Annotated in this window: 3 protein-coding genes; all 3 read left to right on the plus strand. The window is 68.3% G+C overall.

The features are described from left to right. Positions 1-38 precede the first annotated feature (38 nt). Positions 39-10,328: a non-ribosomal peptide synthetase gene (locus CEK69_RS10615; protein WP_152245471.1), complete on the plus strand. Its 10,290-nt coding sequence runs from the start codon at positions 39-41 to the stop codon at positions 10,326-10,328. Next, on the plus strand, positions 10,325-23,968 hold the full coding sequence (locus tag CEK69_RS10620; RefSeq protein WP_152245473.1) for a non-ribosomal peptide synthetase: 13,644 nt from the start codon (positions 10,325-10,327) through the stop codon (positions 23,966-23,968). Before CEK69_RS10615 ends, CEK69_RS10620 begins: the two co-directional genes overlap by 4 nt. A gap of 156 nt (positions 23,969-24,124) precedes the next feature. Continuing rightward, positions 24,125-25,369 carry an HlyD family efflux transporter periplasmic adaptor subunit gene (locus CEK69_RS10625; protein WP_152245475.1) on the plus strand — a complete coding sequence of 415 codons (1,245 nt, stop codon included), beginning with the start codon at positions 24,125-24,127 and terminating at the stop codon, positions 25,367-25,369. Position 25,370 lies beyond the last annotated feature (1 nt).

A 25,370-nucleotide genomic window follows, 5' to 3' on the forward strand; every position in this document is an offset into this window, starting at 1 on the left:
TATAGGCGGCCGCGTGAGATGTGTAGAGGAGACGGGTTGTGCTGCGGTCGGTGCTGGAAGGGCAGCGGGTGGACCTGATCGACTGCACGCCGTCGCTGCTGGAGGCGTGGCTGGGGGCGGGGCTGGAGGACTGCCTGCCGCATCTGGTGATCGGCGGTGAGGCGATCGGGGCCTCGCTGTGGCAGCGGCTGGTGGGGTGGCAGCAGCAGCGCGGGCGGCTGGCGATCAACGTGTATGGGCCGACCGAGTGCTGCGTGGATACGACATGGAGCCTGGTGCAGGGTCCGGTGCCGGTGATCGGGCGGGCGTTGGCGAACGTGCAGTGCCATGTGCTGGCCGAGGACGGGCAGGTGCAGCCGATCGGCGTGGCAGGGGAACTGTACATCGGCGGTGCGGGCGTGGGGCGTGGTTACCACGGCCAACCGGCGCTGACGGCGCAGCGGTTCCTGCCGAGTCCATGGGTGGCCGGGGAGCGGGTGTACCGCAGCGGCGATCGGGTGCGCTGGCGCAACGACGGGACGCTGGAGTACCTGGGGCGGCTGGATGCGCAGGTGAAGCTGCGCGGGTACCGGATCGAGCTGGGGGAGATCGAGAGCCAGCTGCGGGCGCAGGCGACGGTGCGCGAGGCGGCGGTGGTGGTGAGCGGGGAGGGCGCGCAGGCGCGGCTGGTGGCCTACGTGGTGCCGGCGACGCCGCTGGAGCTGGAAGACGCGGAAGCATCCTGGACGCAGTCCCTGCAGCAGGCGCTGAGCCAGGTGCTGCCGGGCTACATGCAGCCGACGGCGTACGTGGTGCTGGCGGCGCTGCCGCTGACGGCCAACGGCAAGCTGGACCGGGCGGCGCTGCCGCAGGCACAGGTGCGCGAAGCGGCCTACAGCGCCCCGCGCACGCCGACCGAGCAGGCGCTGGCGCAGATCTGGGAAGCGGTGCTGGGCCAGGAGCGGATCAGCACCGAGGCGAACTTCTTCGAGATCGGCGGCGACTCGATCCTGTCGATCCAGATCGTGGCACGCGCGAACCAGGCCGGCATCGGCATCAGCACCCGGCAATTGTTCCAGTCGCAGACCATCGCCCAGCTCGCACGGCACGCGGACCACGCCAAGGAGGGGACAGGAATGCTGGCGACGCAGGCGGAGGTGCAGGGTGCGTTGCCGCTGTTGCCGATCCAACGGGCGTTCCTGGAAGCGAACGACCGGGATCCTCACCATTACAACCAGGCATTGCTGCTGGAGGCGCCTGCGGCGCTGGACCCGATCGACCTGCATCGCATGGTGGCGGCGTTGTATCGGCGCCATGACGCGCTGCGCCTGCGCTTTCGCCTGCAGGAGGGGCAGTGGCTGGCGGAACACGCGCCACTGGACGACGCCACGCTGGAGGCGGCCTGCGTCATCGAGCGGTTGCCGGACGAACCCCTGGCGTTCGCGCGGGCGGTGAGCGAGCGCTGCGATCACTGGCAGGGCGCGTTCGAACTGGACCGCGGACCGTTGCTGCGCGCGGTGTATCTGCATAACGATGCCCAGGCGCGCCTGTTGCTGGTCGCGCATCACCTGGTCGTGGACGGCGTTTCCTGGCGAATCCTTCTGGCCGACCTGGGCAGCGCCCACGCCCAGGCCGCTGCCGGCGAGGAAATCGTGTTGCCGCCGAAGACGGTATCGCTGCAGCAATGGGCACAGGCGGTGCACGCGCATGCCGGCAGCCATGCGCTTGCCGCCGAGCGCAGCTATTGGCTGGCGCAGGCGCGCAGGACGTTGCCGCCATTGCCGGTGGACCGTGCGGGCACCGACCACGGCCCCGTCTGCAGCGCGGCTCACGTCGGCTTCGCGTTGCCCGATGCGGTGAGCCGGATCCTGCTGCAGCATGGCAACCGCGCCTATCGCACGCAGGTGAACGAACTGTTGCTGGCGGGCGTCTTGTTGGGCATGCGCCGCTGGAGCGGGCATGCCGGCTTGCGCCTCGGGCTGGAAGGACACGGGCGCGGCGGCTTGCCGGACGAACTGGATACCAGCCAGACCGTCGGCTGGTTCACCACGTTGTACCCGCTGCTGCTGTGGAGCGACGCCGACGACGTCGCCAGCACCATCAAGGCCGTCAAGGAGCAGTACCGTGCCGTTCCGGCGCAGGGCCTCGGTTATGCGGTGTTGCGTGAACTGACCGCCGATCCGGAGTTGCGTGCGGCCGAAGAGGGGCAGCCGATCGCGCTGACCTTCAACTATCTCGGGCAGTCCGATCATGCGGCGGAGCAGGCCGGCCCTTTCCGCGCTGCGCCCGAGTCTGCCGGACACAGCATCGGGCCGCACCGATTGCGCCGCCATGCGCTGACACTGAAAGGCGTGGCGGCCGCCGGGCAACTGCGCTTCACCCTGGAGTACAGCCGCGACCGCTACGACGCCGAGACCGCATCGGCGATCGTCGCCGCACTCGAATCGGCATTTCACGCGGTCGCCGGTCACTGCGCGCAATGCGAGCGGCCTGCGCTGACGCCGTCGGATGTGCCGCTGGCCCAGCTCTCGCAAGAACCGCTCGATGCGCTGCAAGCCGCATTCCCGGACATGGTCGCGCTGTATCCGGCCACGCCGATGCAGCAGGGGCTGCTGTTCCATACCCGACTGGATCCGGAAGCCTACATCACCCAGACCTTCCCGATCCTGCGCGGCGCGCTGGATGCGCCACGCTTCCGCGCCGCCTGGCAGTCCCTGCTGGACCGCCACGAGGTGTTTCGCACGGCCTTCGTGGAGGTCGGCGAGCGGCTGTTGCAACTGGTCGGCGCCTCCGCCGCGCTGCCCTGGCACGAGGAGGACTGGCGCGAGTTGGACGCACAGGCGCAGGAAGCGCAGTTCGAGCGCTACCGGCAACAGGATCGTGCCCGCGGTTTCGATGTCGCATGTGCCCCCTTGCTGCGTATTGCGTTGTTCCGTCTTGGCGAGGAGCGCTATCGCCTGCTGTGGACGCACCATCACATGCTGTCCGACGGCTGGTCGCTGCCGATCCTCTACAAGGAGGTGATGCAGGTCTATACCGCCGGCCTGCAGGGGACCTCGGTGCAATTGCCGCCGGCGCCGCGCTACGAGGCCTATGTCGACTGGCTGTCGCGGCAGGACCGCGACGCGGCACTGGCGTTCTGGCAGTCGCAACTGGCCACGATCGAGGCGCCGACACCGCTGGCCATCGACAAGCTGCCCAGCGATGGCGGCTTCGGTCAGCGCGAACGCAGCCTGACCCTCGATGCCGCCACCAGCGAGCGCCTCTCGGCCTTCGCGCGCGGGCAACGGGTCACCTTGAACACGGTGCTGCAACTGGCTTGGGGCTATCTGCTGCACCGCTACAGCGGCGAGGACGAGGTGGTGTTCGGTGCCACGATTTCCGGCCGTCCGGCGGAGATCGATGGCATCGAGTCGATGGTCGGCTTGTTCATCAACAGCGTGCCGGTCCGCATGTCCTTCGCCGAACCGCACAGCGTCGGCACGATGCTGGCGGATCTGCAGCAACGCTTCGAACGCGCCAATGCCTTCGGCTATCTGTCGCTGGCCGACATCCAGCGGCAATCGGGCATCGCGCCGGGCACGGCGCTGTTCGACAGCCTGATGGTGATCGGCAATTATCCGATCGAGGCGGCGATGCAGGCACGTTCGCTGGATGCCGGGCTGCAGGTGGAGGCGACCGGACGCCGCGAGCAGACCGGCTACCGGCTTGCGTTCAACATCGGTGTGCGCAGCCGCATCCACTTGCAGTGCGCGTACCCGGCCGAAGTCTTCGCCGATGCGACGATCGACCGCCTGCTGGGTCATTTCGCCCAGGTGCTGCAGCGCATGCCTGCGCTGGTGGACCAGCCCGTGCACCGGATCGACCCACTCGGCGATGCCGAGCATCGGGACCGAGCGCTGTGGAATGCCGTCCCGGCCGACTATCCGCGCGATGCCACGCTGCACGCGCTGGTGGAGGCGCGCGCCCATGCCCATCCGCAGGCCGTGGCCGCGACATTCGGCGAGCAGGCCATCACCTATGGCGAACTGAATCGTGAGGCGAACCGGGTCGCGCACTTCCTGCGCCAGCGCGGCGTCGCGGTCGATACGCTGGTCGGCCTGTGCATCGAACGTTCCGTGGAGATGCTGATCGGCATGCTCGGCATCCTCAAGGCCGGTGCCGCCTACCTGCCGCTGGATCCGGATTATCCCGAAGATCGCCTGCGCTTCATGCTGGAGGATTCGGGTGCCGAGATCGTCTTGACCTCCAGCGACCTGCTGCATGCACTGGACGTGTTCGACGAGCGCCTCGTGCTGCCGCTGGACGCCACATTGCGGGAGGCCCTGCTCGGCGATTGCGCGCAGACCGATCCGGTACCGGCGGCCGGCGCGCAATCGCTGGCCTATGCCATCTATACCTCCGGTTCCACCGGTACGCCGAAGGGGACACTGATCGAACACCGCAACGTGGTGCGGCTGGTGCATCGGCCGAACTACGTCGTCCTGGCCGAAGGCGAGGTGATGGCGCAAGCGTCCAACAGCTCCTTCGATGCGGCGACTTTCGAGATATGGGGAGCGCTGGCCAACGGCATGCACCTGCATGGCATCGGCAAGGACACCCTGCTCAATCCGGCGGCATTGGCCACCACCCTGCACGAGGCCAGGGTGGCGACGCTGTTCGTGACCACGGCCATCTTCAACCAGATGTCGCTGGTTGCGCCAGGCGGCTTCGCTGCGCTCGATACGCTGCTGTTCGGTGGCGAAGGCGTGGACGTGGAAGCGGTTGGCCGCGTGCTGGCGGCGGGCAAGCCGCGACACCTGGTGCATGTCTACGGGCCGACCGAAAACACCACCTTCAGTACCGCGTTCGAGATCGTGGAACGTCGTTTCGATACCTACCCCATCGGGACGCCGATTTCCGGTACGACGCTGTACGTGCTGGATACCCAGCGACGGCCCGTGCCGTACGGCGCGGTGGGCGAGCTCTACCTCGGTGGCGATGGCGTCGGCCGCGGCTACCATGCGCGGCCGCAACTCGATGCCGAGCGTTTCCTTGAGGATCCTTTCGCGGTGACCGATGGCGCTCGCCTGTACCGCACTGGCGACCTGGTCCGGCAAAGCGCGGACGGCAACGTGCAGTTCGTCGGGCGTGCCGACGACCAGGTCAAGCTGCGTGGCTTCCGCATCGAGCTCGGCGAAATCGAGACCCGCCTGCTGTCGCACGACGCCGTGCGTGAAGCGGTCGTGGTGGCCCGCCGCGATCAGGATGCGACCCGACTGGTGGCCTACGTGGTGCGGACGCTGGCCGACGAACAGGTCAACGAGTCGTTGTTCTCCAAGGAGCTTCGCCGCTATCTGAAGCAGCGCATGCCGGAGTACATGGTGCCGTCCGCCTTCGTCTGCATGGAGGAACTGCCGCTCACCCGCAACGGCAAGGTCGACAAGCGGCAGCTGCCGGTACCCGACTATCAACTGCAGCAGGCCTACTTCGCGCCGCGCACCGAACTGGAAGCGCGGCTTGCCGAACTGTGGCAACAGGTACTGCGAGTCGACCAGGTTGGCGTGCACGACAATTTCTTCGAGATCGGTGGCGATTCGATCCTGTCGATCCAGGTGGTGTCGCGGGCCAACCAGGCCGGTATCCGCATGAGCACGCGGCAGCTGTTCGAGAACCAGACGGTCGCGGAACTGGCGACGGTCGCGGCCTGTGCCGAGGAGGCGCTGGCGCCGCAGGACGAGGTGCAGGGCGAGATGCCGTTGCTGCCGGTGCAGCGCATGTTCCTGGAGGGCGAGGCGGTCGACCGGCATCATTTCAACCAGGCGGTGTTGTTGACCACGCCGCCGGATTTCGATCTGCAGACGCTGGACGCGGTGCTTGCCGCGCTGTATGCACGCCACGACGCGCTGCGGCTTCGCTTCACCGAGGACGCCGACGGCTGGCAGGCGCGGCATGTTCCGCTGCATCCGGACATGGTGCTGGAAAGCCGGGCGCTGGAGCGGCTGGAAGGGTCGGACTCGACCTGGGCGGCCCAGGTCTCCGCGCGATGCGCGGATTGGCAACGCCGCTTCGACCTCGCCGACGGCCCGCTGTTGCGTGCGGTGTATTTCCCGTCTTGGACCGGCGATGGCGGTCGCCTGTTGCTTGCCGTGCACCACATCGTCGTGGACGGTGTGTCCTGGCGGATCCTGCTGGATGACCTGCAATTGGCCTACAGCCAGATCCAGCGTGGCCAGTCCATACAGCTCGGGCGCAAGAGCGCCTCCTTCCAGCGCTGGGGGCAGACGCTGGAAGCATATGCGTGCGATCCGGCGCTGCTGCAGGAAAAGGCCTACTGGGCTGCCGCTGCGGCAGTGCCAGGGCTGCCGGTCGATCGGCCAGGCGTCGGCGCAGGAAGCAACGCCAGTACGCGCCTGATCGGGTTCGGCCTGTCGCCCGAGGAGACCCGGGCGCTGCAGCAGCAGTGCCATGCGGCCTACCGGACCCAGATCAACGAGTTGCTGCTGGCTGCGGTGTATCTCGGCGTGCGCCGCTGGTGCGGCCAGACCGCGTTGCGCATCCGTCTGGAAGGGCACGGCCGCGAGGCGCTGGACGAGGACATGGACCTGACCCAGACCGTGGGCTGGTTCACCAGCCTGTATCCGCTGCGCCTGAGCAGCGACGGCCAAGCGCTGGGCGATGTGATCAAGGCGGTCAAGGAGCAGTACCGCAGCGTGCCGCGCCGCGGCATCGGCTACGGTGTGCTGCGCTACCTGCTTCGCGATCCGGACCTCATCGCCGCCGCGCACGATGAACACGACGGCCTGCTGTTCAACTATCTGGGTCAGTTCGACCAGGTGTTGAACGATGACACCGCGTTTCAGCCGGCGCCGGAGTCGATCGGCCCGCAAACGAGCCTGCGTCGTCAACGCGCGGCCTTGTTGTCGCTCAGCGGCAAGACGTTCGCCGGACAACTGCAGTTCACGCTGTCCTACGGCAGCGATCGCTACGAAGCGGCCAGCATGCGGGCCCTGGCCGATGCCATCGAGGGGGCGTTGCGCGAGATCGTGGCGCACTGCCGACACGCGCACGGTGCCGGCTTCACCCCGTCCGACTTCCCGCTGGCGCGGGTCGGTCAGGCCGAGCTGGATCGCTGGCAGCACCGTTATCCGCGGCTGCAACGGCTGTATCCGGCCACGCCGATGCAGGCGGGTCTGTTGTACGAGACCCTGCTCGACCGGTCGGCCTACGTCATCCAGAACTACCCGGTCCTGCGCGGCGACCTGGATCTTGCGGCATTCCGCCAGGCATGGCATGCGGTGGTGGCGCGGCACGACGTGTTCCGTACCGCCTTCGTCGGCGATGCTGCAGACTTGCAGCAGTTGGTGCTGGAGCAGGCGCCGCTGGAGTGGCAGGAAGAGGACTGGTCCGTTTTCGACGATGCCGAACAGGCGCGGCGTTTCGAGGCGTTCCGCCAGCAGGATCGGCAGCGTGGCTTCGACTTCGCCCAGCCGCCGTTGATGCGCGTGGCCGTGTTCCACCTGGGGGCGCAGCGCTACCAACTATTGTGGTCGTTGCACCACATCCTGCTGGACGGCTGGTGCCTGCCGCTGGTCTACCGCGACGTGATCGAGCTGTATCGCGCCGCCCTGGAGGTGCGCGCGCCACAGCTACCGGCCGTCCCGCCCTACGAGCACTACATCGCCTGGCTGCAGGCGCGCGATGCCGCGGCCGCGCGGGAGTACTGGCGGCGCCTGTTGCAGCACGTCACTGCGCCGACGCCGTTGCCGATGGCCCGTCCTCCCGTCCCGCTGGCCGGGCAGCGCGAGCACTGGCTGGAGCTGTCCGAAGCGCAGACCCAGGTGCTGCTCGCCTTCGCCCAGGCTCACCGGACCACGGTCAACACCTTGCTGCAGTGGGCCTGGGCGTATCTGCTGCACCGCTACAGCGGTGAGGCAGACGTCGTGTTCGGCGCCACCATTTCCGGCCGCGCCGGACAGGTGGCGGGCATCGAGGACATGGTCGGCCTGTTCATCAACAGCATCCCGGTGAAGGTGTCGTTCGGCAACGACAGCGGTCTTGCCGCGGCGCTTTCCGCCCTGCATGCGGATTTCCAGCAGGGGAGCGAGTACGGCTATCTGGCCCTGAGCGAGATCCAGCGGCAGTCCGGGGTACGCGCGGGTACCGCCTTGTTCGACAGTCTGCTGGTGTTCGAGAACTACCCGATGGATGCCCTGGCCGACGATGCCGGCACGTCCGCGAGCACCACGCTGGAAATCGAACGGCCGGGCAACAGCGAAGCGACCAGCTTTGCGTTGACCCTCACCGCCGGACTCGGACGCACGCTGCGGGTGAAGTTCGGCTATCGCGGCGACCGCTTCTGCGATATGGCGGTGCGGCGCACCGCCGAGCACCTGGCGCGGGTCCTCGACCAGATGTCCCTGCCCGAACGCGCGGCCGACTGCAGGTTCGATCTGCCGACCGATGCCGAGCGCGCCCAGTTTGCGGTGTGGAACGAGACGGACGCGCCGTTCCCGCGCGAGACCTGCGTGCACACGCTGTTCGAGGTGCAGGCGGCGCTCACGCCGGACGCGGTGGCCTTGGAGGCCAGCGATACCACACTGACCTACGCAGCGTTGAACATGCGTGCCAACCAGCTCGCGCACGCACTGATCGGCCTGGGTGTGGCGCCCGACGACCGGGTCGGGCTGCGCATGCACCGTTCGATTGATCTGGTGGTCGCGATCCTGGCGGTGCTGAAGGCCGGGGGAGCGTATCTGCCGCTCGATCCGGAACATCCGCCGGCGCGTACCGCGTACATGGTGCGCGACTCCGGCGCCCGCATCGTGGTGACCACCGGCGACCTGGAACGGCCGCTGCTCGATGAAGGCGCGACCGTGCTGGCGCTGGATGCGGAACCGACCCTGGCGTCGCTGGCCGAGATGCCGGTGCGCAATCCGGAGGCGCGCGAACGCGGGCTTGGCGCACGCAATCTGGCGTACGCCATCTATACCTCCGGCTCCACTGGGGAGCCGAAGTGCGTGCTCAACGAGCACGAGGCATTGGTCAATCGGCTGGACTGGATGCAGAAGGCGTATCCGCTCGGCCCCGACGACCGCGTGCTGCAAAAGACGCCGTTCAGTTTCGACGTGTCGGTATGGGAGTTCCTGTGGCCGCTGCTGGCGGGCGCTCGCCTGTCCATCCTGGCGCCTGGCGCGCACCAGGATCCAGCGGCGGTCTGCGACGCCATCCGGCGCCACGGGATCACTACACTGCATTTCGTGCCATCGATGCTGTCGGTGCTGTTGGCGATGGAGGACTGGGCCAGTTGCCGCAGCGTGCGCCAGGTGCTGTGCAGCGGTGAAGCGCTGAGCGTCGAGCTGGCCCAGCGCTTCTTCGCCACGGGAACTCAGGCGCGCCTGCACAACCTCTACGGTCCCACGGAAGCCGCGATCGACGTCTCGGCATGGGAGTGCAGGCCGGGGGACACAGGTGCCACCGTGCCCATCGGCCGCCCGATCCAGAACCTGCGGTTGCACGTGCTCGACGCGTCGGGTGCGCTACAGGTGCTCGGTGTGCCCGGCGAGCTGTGCATCGGCGGCGTCGGCCTGGCGCGCGGCTACTGCAACAAGCCGGAGCTGACCCGCGAGCGCTTCATCGCCGACAGCGTCGACGGGTTGCCCGGGGCGCGGTTGTACCGTACCGGCGATCTCGCCCGCTGGCTGCCCGACGGGAGCCTGGAATTCCTCGGGCGGCTCGACCATCAGGTGAAGCTGCGCGGGCTGCGCATCGAGCTGGGCGAGATCGAGGCCCAGTTGCGCCGCCAGGCGGGCGTGGACGATGCCGTCGTGGTCGTTCGCGGCGACGCCGAGGACAGTGTGCTGGTCGCCTACCTGGCCATGCAGGACGCAGGCGACCCGGCAGGTCATGCTGCCGTCGCAGACCGCCTGCGCGCGGCGCTCGCCGACGCGCTCCCCAGCTACATGCTGCCCGCTGCCTTCGTGGTGATGGCGCGTTTGCCGCTGAACGCCAACGGCAAGCTGGACCGGGCGGCGTTGCCGGAGCTGCAGACAGCGCAAGGCGGCACGGACGCGGCGACGCCGACCGAGCGCGTGATCGCCGAGTTGTGGCAGACCTTGCTGAAGCGCGATGCAGTGGACGTGACGGCGAGCTTCTTCGCGCTGGGCGGCCACTCGCTGCTGGCGGTCCGCATGATCGGCGAGGTGCGCAGCCTGTTCGATCTGGACATCTCGATTCGAGACGTGTTCGAACGGACCAGCGTGCGCGCACTCGCCGCCCACGTGGATGCGTGCCTGCAGCGCCGCCGATTGCACGATGCCCTTGCCTTGGATGTAAGCAACAGCAACCCTGAGGAGTTGATCGAGCTATGACGTTTCTAGACGTGCTGCAGGCATGCAGCGAGGCGGGCATCCGTCTCGCCGCCAAGGATGGTCGCTTGCTGGTGGGCGGCGCCGAGGGTGGGCTGACGGCCGCGCTGCGCGAACAGCTCACACGGCACAAGGCGGAAATCCTGGATTACCTGGCGCAGCCGGCAGCCGCGCCGCAGACGCCGGGCATCCGCAGGAACGCAGGCGCCAGCGACTACCCGCTCTCGTTCTCGCAACGGCGGCTGTGGTTCCTCGATCAACTGGGTAGCGGCAGCGCCGAATACAACCTGCCCGCGGCGTTCCGCGCCATCGGTGAGCTGGATGTGCAGGCGTTGCAGGCGACGCTGGATGCCATCGTCGCCCGCCACGAAGTGTTGCGCACCACCTACGTGCTACGTGGGCAGGAACCCGTGCAGGTCGTGCAGGCACCGCATGGCGTTGCGCTCGCGGTGCACGACCTGTCCGCGCAGCCGCAGGCGCGACGCGAGCAACAGGTCCAGCAGCTGGCCGTCGCGGAAGCGGCCACGCCCTTCGATCTGGAGCGCGATCCGCCGCTGCGCTGCACGCTGCTCAGGCTGGGCGAGGCCGAGCACGTGGTGTTGTTCACGGTGCATCATATCGCCGCCGACGGTTGGTCCATGGCCGTGCTGGTCCGCGAGTTCCTGGACGGCTATCTGGCGTTCCGGCGTGGCGCCGCGCCGCAGTGGGCGCCGTTGCCCGTGCAATATGGCGATGTCGCCGTCGCCCAGCATGCCGCGCGTGCAGACGGGCGCCTGGATGCCGCGCTGGAGTACTGGCGGCAGCGGCTGCAGGACGCCCCGCAGGTGCATGCGCTGCCGCTGGACCGGCCACGGCCCGCCCGCCAGCGTTTCGCTGCGGCGCGCCACACCCAGCGCTTGGCCCGGCCGCAGCTGGAGGCGATCAAGGCCCTCGCTGCGGGCGAGGGTGCGACGCTGTTCATGGCCCTGCAGTCGGCCCTGGCCTACCTGTTGGCGCGTTGGAGCGGCGAGCCCGACGTGCTGATCGCCACTCCCACCGCCGGACGCGCAGCGCCGGAGACGGCTCGGCTCATCGGCTGCTTCAACAATACCCTGGCGTGTCGTTTCGCGCTGGACGCGGCGATGAGTGCGCAGACGCTGCTCGCGCACGGCCGCGATGTGGCGCTTGGCGCGTTCAGCCATCAGGACGTGCCGTTCGACCTGCTGGTCGAAATGCTGCGCCCCGAGCGCAGCCTGGCCTACAACCCGTTGTGCCAGATCAAGTTCGTGCTGCAGAACCACGAGGAGCATCTGCTGGAAATCCCCGGCCTCGCCTTGCAGCCGGTCGGGCAGGGGGGCGAACGCGTGCACTTCGATCTGGACCTGACCGCGACCGAGCGCGAGGACGGCCTCTATCTTGCCTGGAGCTTCAAGCAGGAACTGTTCGATGCCGAAAGCATCGACCGTCTGGCGCAGGCGTATGCACGGCTGCTGCAGCGCATGTGCGCCAACCCGGAGATGCCGCTCTCGCGTCTCGGCCTGTTGGACGAGGCGGGCGCGCAGGCCGCCATCGCCCTGGGACGCGGCGCCGACAGCGCCAAGTGGCGCCAGGGCAGCGTGCTGGCCGGGGTTGCGGCCTGTGCGCTTGCCAATGCCGGTGCGGTGGCGGTCCGCTGCGCAGGCGACACGCTCACCTACGCAGCCCTCGTGCGACAGTCGAACCGGCTCGCGCATGCGTTGATCGAGCAGGGGATCGGACCTGGCGATCGTGTCGGCGTGCACATGGGCCGTTCGCTCGGCCTGCCGGTGGCCCTGCTTGCGGTGATGAAGGCGGGCGCCGCCTACGTGCCGCTGGATCCCGGCCAGGGCCTGCAGCGTTTGCGCGGCATCGTCGACGCCGCTGCCGTGGGCCTGGTCCTGCACGATGGCGCCCATCCGTTACTGCTGGCCGGCGTGGATACCATCCTGGTCGACGACCTGGCCGATGGCCACGCATGGTTCGCCGACTACCCCGACCAGGCGCCGCCGGTCGCGGTTGGCGCCGACGACAGCGCCTACGTGCTGTATACCTCCGGCTCCACCGGTGCGCCGAAAGGCGTGGAGGTCGCACACCGCAATCTCGACGATTACTGCGCCTTCGCACGCGAAAGCTACTACGATGCCGGCCTGCGCGGTTCCCTGGTGGCGACATCACCAGCGTTCGACCTGACCTTGCCGGGATTGTTCGTGCCGTTGCTGGTCGGCGGTACCGTGGAGCTTGTGGCAGAGGACGACCTCGCCGCGCTGGCGGCGCGCCTGGCGGAGCCGGCATGCCCGGACAGCCTGTTGCGGCTGACTCCCTCGCATCTGCATGGCGTGCTGGCCCTGCTGGGCACGATCGCCCTTCCGCAGCGGCATGTGTTCGTGATCGGTGGTGAGGTGCTGCCGATGGCGCTGGCGCAGGACGTGCACGCGCGTTTTCCGGCTGCCCGTCTGTACAACCACTACGGCCCGACCGAAACGGTCGTGGGCTGCAGCCTGCACGCGGTCGACTTCCCGCTGCCTGACACGACCGACGGCATGCCGATCGGCCGGCCCATGCACAACACCCAGTTGTACGTGCTGGACCCGGCGCTGCATCCCACGCCGATCGGCGTGCCGGGCGAACTCTACATCGGTGGCGCAGGCGTCGCGCGCGGCTATCTGGGACAGGCAGCGCTTACCGCCGAGCGGTTTGTCGCCGATCCATTCCGGCCCGGACAACTTGTCTACCGCAGCGGCGACCGCGTGCGCTGGCGCGGCGACGGCCAACTGGAGTTCCTGGGCCGCGTCGACGAGCAGATCAAGTTGCGTGGTTTCCGCATCGAGCCGGCCGAAATCGAACTGCAACTGGCCGCCTGCGCCGGTGTGCGGCGTGCCGCGGTCCGTGTGGTCGGCGATGCCGAGCAGGCGCGCCTGGTGGGCTATCTGGAAGCGGCAGCGGCATCGCTGGATCTCCGCGACGTCCTCGCCCGGCTGGCGACCGTCCTGCCGACGTACATGGTGCCGGCCAGCCTGATGGTGCTTGAGGCGTTGCCGTTGACCGGCAACGGCAAGGTGGACAAGCGCGCCTTGCCGTTGCCGCAGGCCGAGGCTGGTCCGGCCGGCGCCGCGCCGCAGACACCGACCGAACTGCGGCTGGCGGGCCTGTGGGCGCAATTGCTCAAGCGCGAGCAGATCGGGCGCGACGATCATTTCTTCGCCAGCGGCGGGCATTCGCTGCTCGCCACGCGCCTGGTGGGCGAAATCGGCCGCCGCTTCGGCAGGACGCTGCCGGTTCGCGCCGTGTTCGAACACGCCACCCTGCGCGAACTGGCCGCAGCGGTGGATGCGCTACCGGTCGCCGCCGCGCACCGGATCGGCACGGCCGACCGCAGCGCGCCGTTGCCGCTGTCCTTTGCCCAGCAGAGTCTGTGGTTCGTCGATCTGCTCGAGGGCGGCAGCCCGCAGTTCAACATGCCCAGTGCAATGCGCCTGGATGGAGCGCTCGACGTGGACGCCCTGCAGCAGGCGCTGGACGCGCTGGTGGAGCGCCATGAAGTGTTGCGTACCCACTATCGCGCGCGCGACGGTGTGCCCATGCAGGTGGTCGCTGCGCCATCGCGATTGCCGATCGCCATGCACGATCTGCGACGCGTCGCCGTCGAGGAGCACGACCCGCGCGTACAGGCGCTCAAGCGCGATGAGGCCAGGCGGCCGTTCGACCTGGCCAATGGACCGGTGCTGCGCTGCACCTTGATCCGCTTGCAGGATCGGCAGGCGGTGCTGTTGCTGACCCTGCACCACATCGCCTCGGACGGCTGGTCCAACGGCATCCTGGCCCGCGAACTGCTGGCCTTCTACACCGCGTTCGCCAAGGGGGAGGTGCCGTCGCTCGAGGCATTGCCCGTGCAATACGCCGATTACGCCGCCTGGCAGCGCCAACGGCTGCATGGCGGCATCCTGCAGCCGCAGCTGGACTACTGGCGCAGGCGTCTGGCCGATCTGCCGGCACTGCATGCCTTGCCGCTGGATTTCCCACGGCCGGCGCAACAGGATTTTGCGGGCGTCGCCTGTCAGCAAGCCCTTGATGCGCCCGATCTGGCGCGCGTGCGCGCATTCTGCCAGGAGCGTGGCATCACCCTGTTCGTGTTGATGCACGCGGTGTTCGCCCTGTGGATGGGGCGCCTGAGTCGAGAACGCGATGTGGTGGTCGGCATTCCGGTGGCAGGGCGGGTACATCCGGATCTGGAAGGGCTGATCGGCTTCTTCGTCAACACGCTGGTCCTGCGGACCGAACTGGATGCGGACCTGCGCTTCGATGCATTGTTGGCTCAGTGCCGCACTGCCGCCGTGGAGGCCTACGCCAACCAGGACATTCCGTTCGAGTTGCTGGTCGACGAGCTGAAACCGGTGCGCAGTCTCAGCCACAACCCGCTGGTGCAGGTCTTGCTCAATGTCTTCGAGCCGGCACAGGAGGCGGCAGCTGCGCCTGACGGGCTGGACGCCAGTGCGCTCGGCGGGCAGGCATCCGACTCGTTGGCCAAGGCCGACCTGACCCTGTACGTGCGGTGCGTGGGCGAGCGCCTGCTGTTCAAGTGGTCCGGCCGTCGCTCGTTGTTCGCGCAGGCAAGCCTGGTCCGGTTCGGGGACGCGTTCCGCCACCTGCTGCTGCAGGCGATCGCCGCTCCTGACGCGCCGATCGCCGACTTCGCATTGCTGGACGAGACGGCGCAACGGCTGGTGCTGGACGCCTGCGCGCCCGTCCCCGTCGCGCTGGACGCCGATTGCGTGCACCAGCGGATCGCGGCGCTGGCCGCGTCCGATCCGGCGGCCGTCGCGCTGCGGCATGGGCAGCAGGTGCTCGACCGCGCCGAACTGGATGCCAGGGTCAGGAGGCTGGCCGCGGCTCTCGCTGCCGCTGGCGTGGGCAAGGGCGACATCGTCGGCATCTTCGCCGACCGCGGGATCGATTACGTGGTGGCCGTCCTGGCAAGCATGCATGCCGGCGCGGTCCATCTGCCGATCGCCACGGAACTGCCGGCAGCGCGTATCGACTACATGCTGGCCGACGGCAAGGCGCGTCTGGTATTGACGACCACGGCGCTGACGCTACGGCTGACGGCAGCCGTGCCAGCCATGTGCGTGGACGCCATCGTGGACGCGGAGCCGCTGCCACGGCCGGCCTCCGACGTCGGCCATGCCGATGCGGTCCACCTGCTGTATACCTCCGGTTCCACCGGGCTTCCCAAGGGCGTGCTCGGCAGCCACCGGGCGTTGTGCAACCGCGTTTCGTGGATGCATCGGCAGTTCCCCTTCGCGTCCGACGAAGTCAGCTGTCTGATCACCAGCACGGCATTCGTTCGCGCCGCGTGGGAGCTGGCGGTGCCGCTGGCCGCCGGTTGCCCGGTGCTGATCGTCGACGCAGAGACCGTGGCCGACCTGCTCGACTTCGCCCGCCTGCTGCACGCACAGGGCGTGACCCGCGTCGTCACCGCGCCGTCGCTGGCGCTGGCGCTGGTCGAGCTGCCCGATGCCGCGCAGTGGCTGGCGGGCCTGCGTCACTGGTTCGTCAGCGGCGAGCCGCTGAAGCCGCAGACCGCAGCGCGGATCCACGCGACACTGCCCTGCGTGGTGCTGTGCAACCTGTACGGTTCCACCGAGACCATGTCCGACGTCAGTTACCACATCGTCGAACGCGGCGTGCAGGCCGATCCGGTCCCGATCGGACGTCCGATCGACAACAGTGCGTTGCTGGTGCTGGACGATCACCTGCGTCCGCTGCCGGCGGGCGTCCCGGGCGAGCTCTGTGTGGCGGGCGCCAACCTGGCGCTGGGCTACCTGGCGCGTCCGCAGCTGACGGCCGAGAAATTCGTCGGTCACCGCTGTGGCGCCGCTTTCGGTGCCGTGCTCTACCTCACCGGCGATCTTGCCAGGGTCTTGCCGGATGGGCGCGTCGAATGCCTGGGCCGGTTGGATTATCAGGTGAAGGTCCGCGGCTTCAGGATCGAGCTCGGCGAGATCGAATCGCGCCTGTTGCGCAGCGGCATGGTGAAGGATGCGGTGGTGCAGTGCAGGGGAAGCGGGGACGACGCGCGCCTGGTGGCCTACGTGGTGCCGGTCGATGACACCGATCCGGAGCTGGTCGCCACGCTGCGAGCCGAGTTGCGCGCATGGTTGCCGGAGTACATGCAGCCGCTTGCCTACGTATGCATGCCGCAGTTTCCGCTGACGGCCAACGGCAAGGTCGATCGCCGTGCGCTTCCCGAACCCGAACGCGATGCGGCGGCGCACGTGCCGCCGTCCACCGCGACCGAGGCGCTGATCGCGGCGATCTGGTCCGAGCTGTTGGGGACATCGCCGATCGGCGGGGACGATGACTTCTTTGCCATCGGCGGCCACTCCCTGCTCGCCACACGCATGGCCAGCGCCATCACCGCCCGGACCGGCAAGGCCGTTCCGGTCCGGGCCGTGTTCCAACTGCCGACGCTTGCCGAACTGGCGCGGCATGTCGATGGGCTCGCCGATGCGGACCACGCGGCGATTGCGGCGGTCTCGCGCGATGGCGGGGTGCCGCTGTCTGCGGCGCAGCGGCGGCTATGGTTCGTCGACCGGCTCGAGGACGGCGGTGCGCACTACAACCTGCCCACGGTGCTGCGGCTGTCGGGCCACCTCGACGTCACCGCCCTGGGCGCCGCGCTCAATGGCCTCGTGCAACGCCACGAGATCCTGCGCACCGTGTATCGCGAGCGCGATGGTCAGGTACTGCAATGGGTCCTCGACGCGCCGCAGGTCGGCATTGCCCAGGTCGACCTGTCCGCCCTCGACCGGCACGCGCAGGACGCTGCCGTCCGCCGGCTGTGTCGTGAAGAAGCCCGCGCGCCATTCGATCTGTCCGCGGACCTGATGCTGCGTTGTACCTTGCTGGCCTTGGGCGACGATGACCACGTACTGCTCTTCACCACCCATCACATCGCCTCGGATGGATGGTCCAAAGGTATCCTGGTCCGTGAGTTCAGTGCGCTGTACGCAGCCGCCGTGGAACACCGGAGCGCAGCGTTGCCGGCACTGCCCATCCAGTACGCCGATTACGCGGCCTGGCAGGCATCGCCGCAGCAGATCGAGGCGGCCGAGCGCGACCTGCGCTACTGGAGGCAGCAACTCGACGGGATACCGCTGGTCCACGCATTGCCGCTGGACCGCGCGCGCCCGATGCGCCAGGACTACCGTGCCGCCAGGGTCACGCGACACCTCGCCGGCGACGTACAGGCCCAGTTGCTGAGCATCGCCCAGGCACAGCATGCGACGCTCTTCATGCTGCTGCATGCCGCCTTCGCAGTCCTCGTGAGTCGCTGGAGCGGGGACGCCGATGTGGTGGTGGGGACGCCCATCGCCGGACGCGTGCGCAGCGAAGTGGAACCGTTGATCGGATTCTTCGTCAACAGCCTGGTGTTGCGCACCGACCTGTCCGATGCGCCGAGTTTCGACACGCTGCTGGAGCGCAGCCGCGAGACGGTCGTGGAGGCGTTCGCGCATCAGCAGACGTCCTTCGACGCCCTGGTCGAGACCTTGCAACCCGAGCGCCATCCCAGCCATGCGCCGCTTTACCAACTGGTGATCGCGCTGCAGAACCACGCGCAATCGACGCTCGCGCTGCCCGGCGTCGAGGCCCGGGCGTTCGGTGCCATGGAGCCCAGCATCGACGTCGACGTGCATCTGAATGTCACCGAGAGTCCGGACGGCTTGCATTTCCGTTGGACCTACGCCTCCAGTCTGTTCGACGCCAGCACCATCGAGCGCCTGGCCGACAGCTTTCTGGTGCTGCTGTCGGCGGTGGCGCGCGACCCGCAGGTGCCGGTGCTGTCGCTGCCGCTGCTGCCCGAGGACGAGGCGCGGACGCTGGCGCAGTGGTCGGCGCCGCGGCCGGCACCGCTGCCGGCGCTGTGCGCGCACGAACTGGTGGAAGCCCATGCGCGGGCCCGGCCCAAGGCGCTGGCGGTGGCCTTCGGCGAAGATCACCTGGACTACGGCACGCTCAACGCGGCGGCCAACCGGGTGGCGCACTACCTGCGCGCGCAGGGCGTAGGCCCGGATCAGCTGGTGGGCCTGTGCGTGGAGCGCTCGCTGGACCTGGCGATCGGCGTACTCGGCATCCTCAAGGCCGGTGCCGGCTACCTGCCGCTGGACCCGACCTATCCGCACGAGCGGCTGCAGGCGATGCTGGGCGAGGCGGGCGTGGCGCACGTGCTGTCGCAGCAGGCAGTGCTGGAAGCGCTGCCGTTCCTGGCCGAGTACACCGTGCTGCCGCTGGATGCGCCGCTGCGAGCGCTGCTGCTGTCCGGCCAGCCGGACAGCGATCTGCCGGTGGCGGAGGTGGGGGTGACGCCGGATCGGCTGGCCTATGCGATCTTCACCTCCGGCTCGACCGGTACGCCCAAGGGCGTGCTGCTGGAACATCGCGGCCTGATCAACCTGGCCGCATACCAACAGCAGGCGCTGGGGCTGACGGCGCGCAGCCGGGTGCTGGGCTTCGCGTCGGCTTCGTTCGACGGGGCGGTGTTCGAATGGCTGATGGCCTTGGCCAGCGGTGCGAGCCTGCACCTGTGTCACGAGGACGAGCGCCGCTCGGTGGAGCTGCTGGCGGAGCGGCTGACGGCGTCGCGGATCACGCATGCGGCGATCCCGCCGGCGTTGCTGCAGCAGCTGCCGCTGGCGCGCGACTATGCGCTGGAACTGCTGATCGTGGCCGGCGAGCGCTGCGACGACGCGCTGGCGTGGGCATGGTCGCGGCGGTGCCGGGTGGTGAACTCGTATGGTCCGACCGAGGCGACGGTGGCGGCCACGCACGCGCAGGTGGTGGATGGCGAGGCGATGACGCTGGGCCGGGCGCTGCCGAACGTGGCGCTGCGGGTGCTCAATGCGGCGGGCCAGCAGCAGCCGATCGGGGTGAGCGGGGAACTGTACCTGGGCGGGGCAGGGCTGGCGCGTGGCTATCTGGGAGCGCCTGGGCTGACCGCGGAGCGGTTCGTGACGCTGCCGGGGCAGGCGATGCGGCTGTACCGCACCGGGGATCTGGTGCGGTGGCGGGCCGATGGCCAGTTGCAGTTCCTCGGCCGCGCCGACGACCAGGTCAAGGTCCGCGGCTTCCGCATCGAGCCTGGCGAGATCGCCTCGCGTCTGCGTCAGCACGATGCAGTGGCCGAAGCGGCGGTGGTGGTGCGCGAGGAGGGCGGCGAAGCGCGGCTCGTGGCCTATGTGGTACGCGCGGCCGGCCTGGATGCGGCGATGCTGCGCAGTCATCTACGTGCGGGCCTGCCGGACTACATGGTGCCCGCGGCCTTCGTCTTCCTCGACGCGCTGCCGCTGAACCGCAACGGCAAGGTGGACCGAGCGCGCTTGCCCGCTCCAGACTATCTGGCAGAGCAACAGCACGTCGCGCCCGAGGGCGACACCCAGCGTCGCGTGGCCGCGATCTGGCAACGGGTGCTGAAGCAGGAGACCATCAGCGCCACCGCCAACTTCTTCGAGATCGGTGGCCATTCGCTGCTGGCGACGCAGGTGGTCAGCCACGTCGCCGAGGCCTTCGGGCGCGAGGTTCCGATCCGCGCGGTGTTCGAGCGGCCCACCATCGTGGAGTTCGCCCGTCACCTGGACGCTGCCCAGGTCGGCCGGCAGATGCACGTGGTGCCGGTGCCGCGCGATCGCGTGCTGCCGCTGTCGTTTTCGCAGCAGCGGCTTTGGTTCATCGACCAGCTGGAAGGCGGCAGCGCGCAGTACAACATGCGTTTCGGCGTCCTGCTGCGCGGCGGACTGGACATGGCCGCGCTGCAATACGCGCTGGATACGCTGGTCGCGCGACACGAAGCGTTGCGCACCACGTTCGCCACCGAGCAGGGCGTGGCGGCGCAGATGGTGCAGCCGCCGCGCTCGCCGATCATCGAGGTGCACGATCTCGTCGGACTGCCGGCAACGGCACAACGGGAGCGGCTGGATGCGATCGTGCGTGCCGATGCGAGCCGGGCCTTCGACCTGTCGGCCGACCTGATGCTGCGTTGCACGGTGGTGGCACTGGATGCGGACGAACACGCCTTGCTGTTCGCGACCCACCACATTGCGTCCGATGGCTGGTCGATGAATGTGCTGGGCAAGGAATTCGCCCAGCTGTACCGCGCATTCCGCGACGGCGTGGCCCCCGAGCTGCCTGTGCTGTCGCTGCAGTATGCCGACTACGCGTGCTGGCAACGCGCCGAAGCACAGGCGCCCGTGCTGCAGGCCCAACTGCGCTACTGGCAGCACGCACTGGCCGATCTGCCAGCTGTCCACGCCTTGCCGCTGGACCGGCCGCGGCCGGCGCGGCAGCGTTTCGACGGGGGCGTGCTTCCGCGGCAGGTCGGCGCAGCGATCGTGCAGCCGCTCAAGCGGCTGGCGCTGCAGCACGAAGCCAGTCTGTTCATGGCCTTGCATGCCGCGCTGGCGGTGGTGATCGGGCGCTGGAGCAACGAAACCGATGTCGTCATCGGCAGTCCGGTGGCCGGGCGCACCCAGCGGCAGTTGGAGCCGCTGATCGGATTCTTCGTCAATACGCTCGTGTTGCGATCGGATCTCTCCGGCGATCCGAGTTTCGTCGAGATGCTGCGCCGCAGCCGCGCCAGGGCGCTGGACGCTTTCGCCAACCAGGACCTGCCGTTCGAGATGCTGGTCGAGGCATTGCGTCCCGAACGTACCCTCAGCCATACGCCGCTGTACCAGATCAGTTTCACGTTCCACAACCACGAACAGCAGGAGCTGGTGCTGCCGGGCCTGGACATCGAGCGCCTGCAGGCCGGGACGCAGCTGGCACGGTACGACATCGAAGTGCACATGACCGAATCCGACGCCGGCTTGCATCTGCGCTGGGTCTACGCCACGCACCTGTTCGACCGCGCCACGATCGCGCGCATGGCCGACAGTTTCGAGCTGTTGCTGGCCGGTGCGGTGCACGACCCGGAAGCGCCGGTACACGCCTTGCCGATCGTGTCGGCCGAGGTGGCTGCGCAGCGGATGCAGGCCCCCAGCGCAGTGTCGCTGCACGAAGTGCTGGCGCACCGGCTGTTCGAAGCGTGGGCGCAGCGAACGCCCGATGCCGTGGCGCTGGTCTACGAAGGCGAGCAGCTCAGCTATGCGCAGCTCAATGCCGAAGCCAACAGGGTGGCGCACCTGTTGCGCGAGCGCGGCGTGCGCGCGGATCGGCTGGTCGGCTTGTGCATGGAGCGGTCGCTGGACATGATCGTCGGCCTGATGGGCATCCTCAAGGCCGGGGGCGCCTATCTTCCGCTGGATCCGAGCTACCCGGAGGCACGGCTGCGCAGGATGCTGCAGGACTCGGCGGTCGACCTGGTGCTGACCCAGAGCGCGGTCCTGGAATCCCTGCCGATGCTGGGCGAGGTCGCCGTGTTGCCGCTCGATCCGGAGTTCCGCTCGATGTTGCTGGCCGGACAGCCGGACACGGATCCGGCACCGGACGCGGTGGGGCTGAGCGAGGCGTCGTTGGCCTACGTGATCTATACCTCCGGGTCCACAGGCGAACCGAAGGGCGTGATGCTCGAACACCGCGGCCTGGCCAACCTCGCCATGGCGCAGCAGCAACGCTTCGCAATCACGCCCGATTGCCGCGTGCTGCAGTTCTCTTCGCTCAACTTCGATGCCTCCACCTGGGACTGGCTGCTGGCATTGGCGCACGGCGCGACGCTATGGGTCTGTCCCCAGGAAGTACGCCTTTCCGCCGATGCACTTTCGGACTATCTGGTCGCCGCGCAGATCACCCATGCCTTGATACCGCCGGCGATGCTGGCGCACGTGGACAGCGAGCGCGACTACGCCTTGCGGGTGCTGACGGTCGGCGGTGAGGCCTGCGACGACGCCCTGGCCTGGCGATGGGCGCGCAAGTGCAGGGTGATCAACGCCTATGGCCCCTCCGAGAACACGGTGGTTGCGACCAGCGGCGAGGTGACGGCCGGCGTGCCGGTGACATTGGGACTGCCACTGCCCAATTGCTCCGCCTACGTGACGAATGCGCACGGTAGCCTGGCCCCTACCGGCGTGGCCGGCGAGTTGCGCCTCGGTGGCGTCGGATTGGCCCGTGGCTATCTGCACGCGCCCGACCTGACCGCGCAGCGCTTCGTCGTGGAGGCTGGTGCGGGGCCGCACCCGCAGCGCCTGTATCGGACGGGAGACCTGGTGCGATGGCTGGCCAACGGTGAACTGGAATTCCTCGGTCGCACCGACGAGCAGGTCAAGTTGCGCGGCTTCCGGATCGAACTGGGCGAGATCGAGGCGGCGCTCTCGGCCGAAACGCCCGTTTCCCGAGCCGTGGTGGTCTTGCGCGCTGCAGCCGATGGCGGCGACAAACGGTTGGTCGCCTACGTGGTTCCGGCACAGGAGGCGGACCTGATGGATCCAGGCGCGCTGTCCACCGCCTTGCGCAGTGCGCTCAGGCAACGCCTGCCCGACTACATGGTGCCGTCGGCGTTCGTGGTGTTGCAGTCGCTGCCGATCTCGCCCAGCGGCAAGCTGGATCGGGCGGCACTGCCGCCGCCGGAGGCCTTCGTCGGTGCCGAGTACATCGCGCCGGCGACACCGACCGAGATCGCCCTGTGCGGCCTGTGGGCCGAGTTGCTGGAGTTGGACGCCACGGCCATCAGCGCCAGCGCAGGCTTCTTCGATCTCGGCGGGCATTCCATCCTCGCCATCCGGCTGGTCGCGCGTGTGGCGGCGCGCTTCGCGGTGTCGCTGAATGTACGCGACCTGTTCCAGTATCCGTCCTTGTCCGAACTGGCGCGCTACATCGACGACGGTGCCGTGCGGCCTGCCGACACGGTAATGGCGCGCTCGCAACTGCATGTCGGTTCGGACATGCCGACCTTGTACTGGATTCCGGCAGCGGGCATGACCGCCGCGTCGTACCAGGGTCTTGCGGGTGCATTGCGCGGGCGGCTGGCGATGCGCGTGCTGGATCCCGTGCAGGAGGACGCGGCGATCCCGTCGACGATGGCGCAGACCGTTGCCCATCATCTGCAGGCGCTGCGTGCGCTCGCGCCAAATGGCCCGTATCTGCTGGCAGGTCACTCGTTCGGCGGTGCGGTGGCGTTCGAGATGGCGTGCGTGTTGGAACGCAGCGGGGAGCCGGTGCACCTGTTGTTGGTCGACAGCGGCATCCATCTGCCGTCCAAGCAGCGGGCGCGGTTCGACGCGGCGGATCCACTGCAGGCATCGGCGTCGACGGAGGGGGTGAGGGGGCCATCGCCACGCAGCCATGCGCAGGTACTGGCGACTGATGCCGGGGAGGGCACGGTGTGCGGTGATGCGCAAGCCGTTGACACCGACGTCGACCGGGACGCGCTGGAGGCTGCCGCGGCATTGTTCCGCACGCAACTGGCGTTCTATCGCACTTATCAGCCGCAGGGGATGTACCACGGGCCGGTCACGGCATTGCTCGCACGCGAGGGGCAGATCGTCGGGATCGGCGAGCAGGCATTGCGCCGTCATTACGGGCGCTGCGTCTCCGCGAACGTGGAACTGCGCGAGGTCGCAGGCGGCCATCTGTCGATGCTGTCGGCATCGCATGTGCACGAACTGGCCGAGCGCCTGCTGGCCTGTGCGCAGGCATTCGCGCCGGCGCAGTCGACGTGAGCGCAGCCGTGACTTTCTGCCATTCCCACGTGCCGATGTGCGGTTATGATCCGGTGACGAACACGGATCGTCGCATGGACATGCGGCATCGCGCTCGCGCGTGGGCTTCTCCGGGTCGCCTCGATGGATGGACATTCAGCATGATGGATCGTAAGCATGGATATCGCTAGGAAAGTCGGTAAGAAGCGCTTTTCGAAGCGTTATCTCTGGGGCGGCGCAGCGGCGGTGCTGATCATCGCCGCGGTCATGATCCGGGATGGATTTGGCAGTGCGTCGTATGTCGTAGACAGCGACGACGTGATCATCGGACAAGTCCAGCGTGGCGATTTCGCCGTGCAGGTGCGCGGCATCGGCGTGCTCATGCCCAAGGACCCGCAATTGCTGGCGGTCAATGTCGACGGTCTGGTGCAGAGCATCGAGGTGGAAGCCGGTACCTCGGTCAAGAAGGGCGACGTGATCGCGCAGCTGTCCAATCCACGGCTGAACGAGCAGTTGGAGGAAGCGCGCTGGGAGCTGGAGGCGCAGGTCAAGGAGAATCGTGCCGCGCAGTCGGCGCTGCGTTCGCAGCTGTCCGACCTGCGTGCCGATGCGAAGGATGCCGAGCTCGATTATCTCAGCACCAAGGTCAAGTACGACGCCGAGCAGAAGCTCGTGGACAAGGGCATCGTTTCGAAGATCACGGTGGAACAGTCGCGGTTGACGGTGGAACAGCATCGGCAACGCATGGCCTCGCAACGCGAGCGCATGGCCAGCATGCAGGACAATCTCGCGGCCACCATCGCCGCCAACGAAGCCCGCAGCCTCAAGCTGGAAAAGTCCAAGAACATCATCCAGCAGCAGATCGAGGATCTGACCATCCGCGCCGGCATTGATGGTGTGGTCCAGACGATGAAGCTGGAACTCGGACAACGCGTCACCGCGGGCACCGAAGCCGGTCGGGTCACCCCGCCCGACAGCCTGATCGCCATGCTCGACGTGCAGGATTTCCAGGTCAAGGACATTGCCCTGCACCAGGCGGTGACCGTGGATACGCGCACCAGCAAGATCCCGGGCCGGGTGGTACGCATCGACCCGGCGGTGACCAACGGCGTGGTCAAGGTCGAGGTGGAGCTGACCGGCAAGATGCCGCCGGAGGCCAGGCCCGATCTCAGTGTCGAGGGGGTGATCGATATCGAGAAGAAGCGCGATGTGCTTTACGTGGAACGGCCTGCGTTCGCGCGTAGTCAGAGTCGCGCGGCGCTGTATGTGCTGAACGGGCGCGAGGCGACCCGCCGCGATGTCCAGTTCGGGCGTGCATCGACGCGCTACATCGAGGTCGCCAGCGGGCTGCGGCAAGGCGACCGGGTCATCGTCTCGGACCCTTCCGCCTGGGAAGGGCATGACACCATTCTGGTGAAATAGC

The organism is Xanthomonas sp. LMG 12462 (genome assembly GCF_009192885.1).
Lineage (GTDB): Bacteria > Pseudomonadota > Gammaproteobacteria > Xanthomonadales > Xanthomonadaceae > Xanthomonas_A > Xanthomonas_A sontii.

Coding starts and splice junctions, on each gene's coding strand:
- CEK69_RS10620 (WP_152245473.1), top strand. CDS start 10,325: ATGACGTTTCTAGACGTGCTGCAGGCATGCAGCGAGGCGGGCATCCGT.
- CEK69_RS10625 (WP_152245475.1), top strand. CDS start 24,125: ATGGATATCGCTAGGAAAGTCGGTAAGAAGCGCTTTTCGAAGCGTTAT.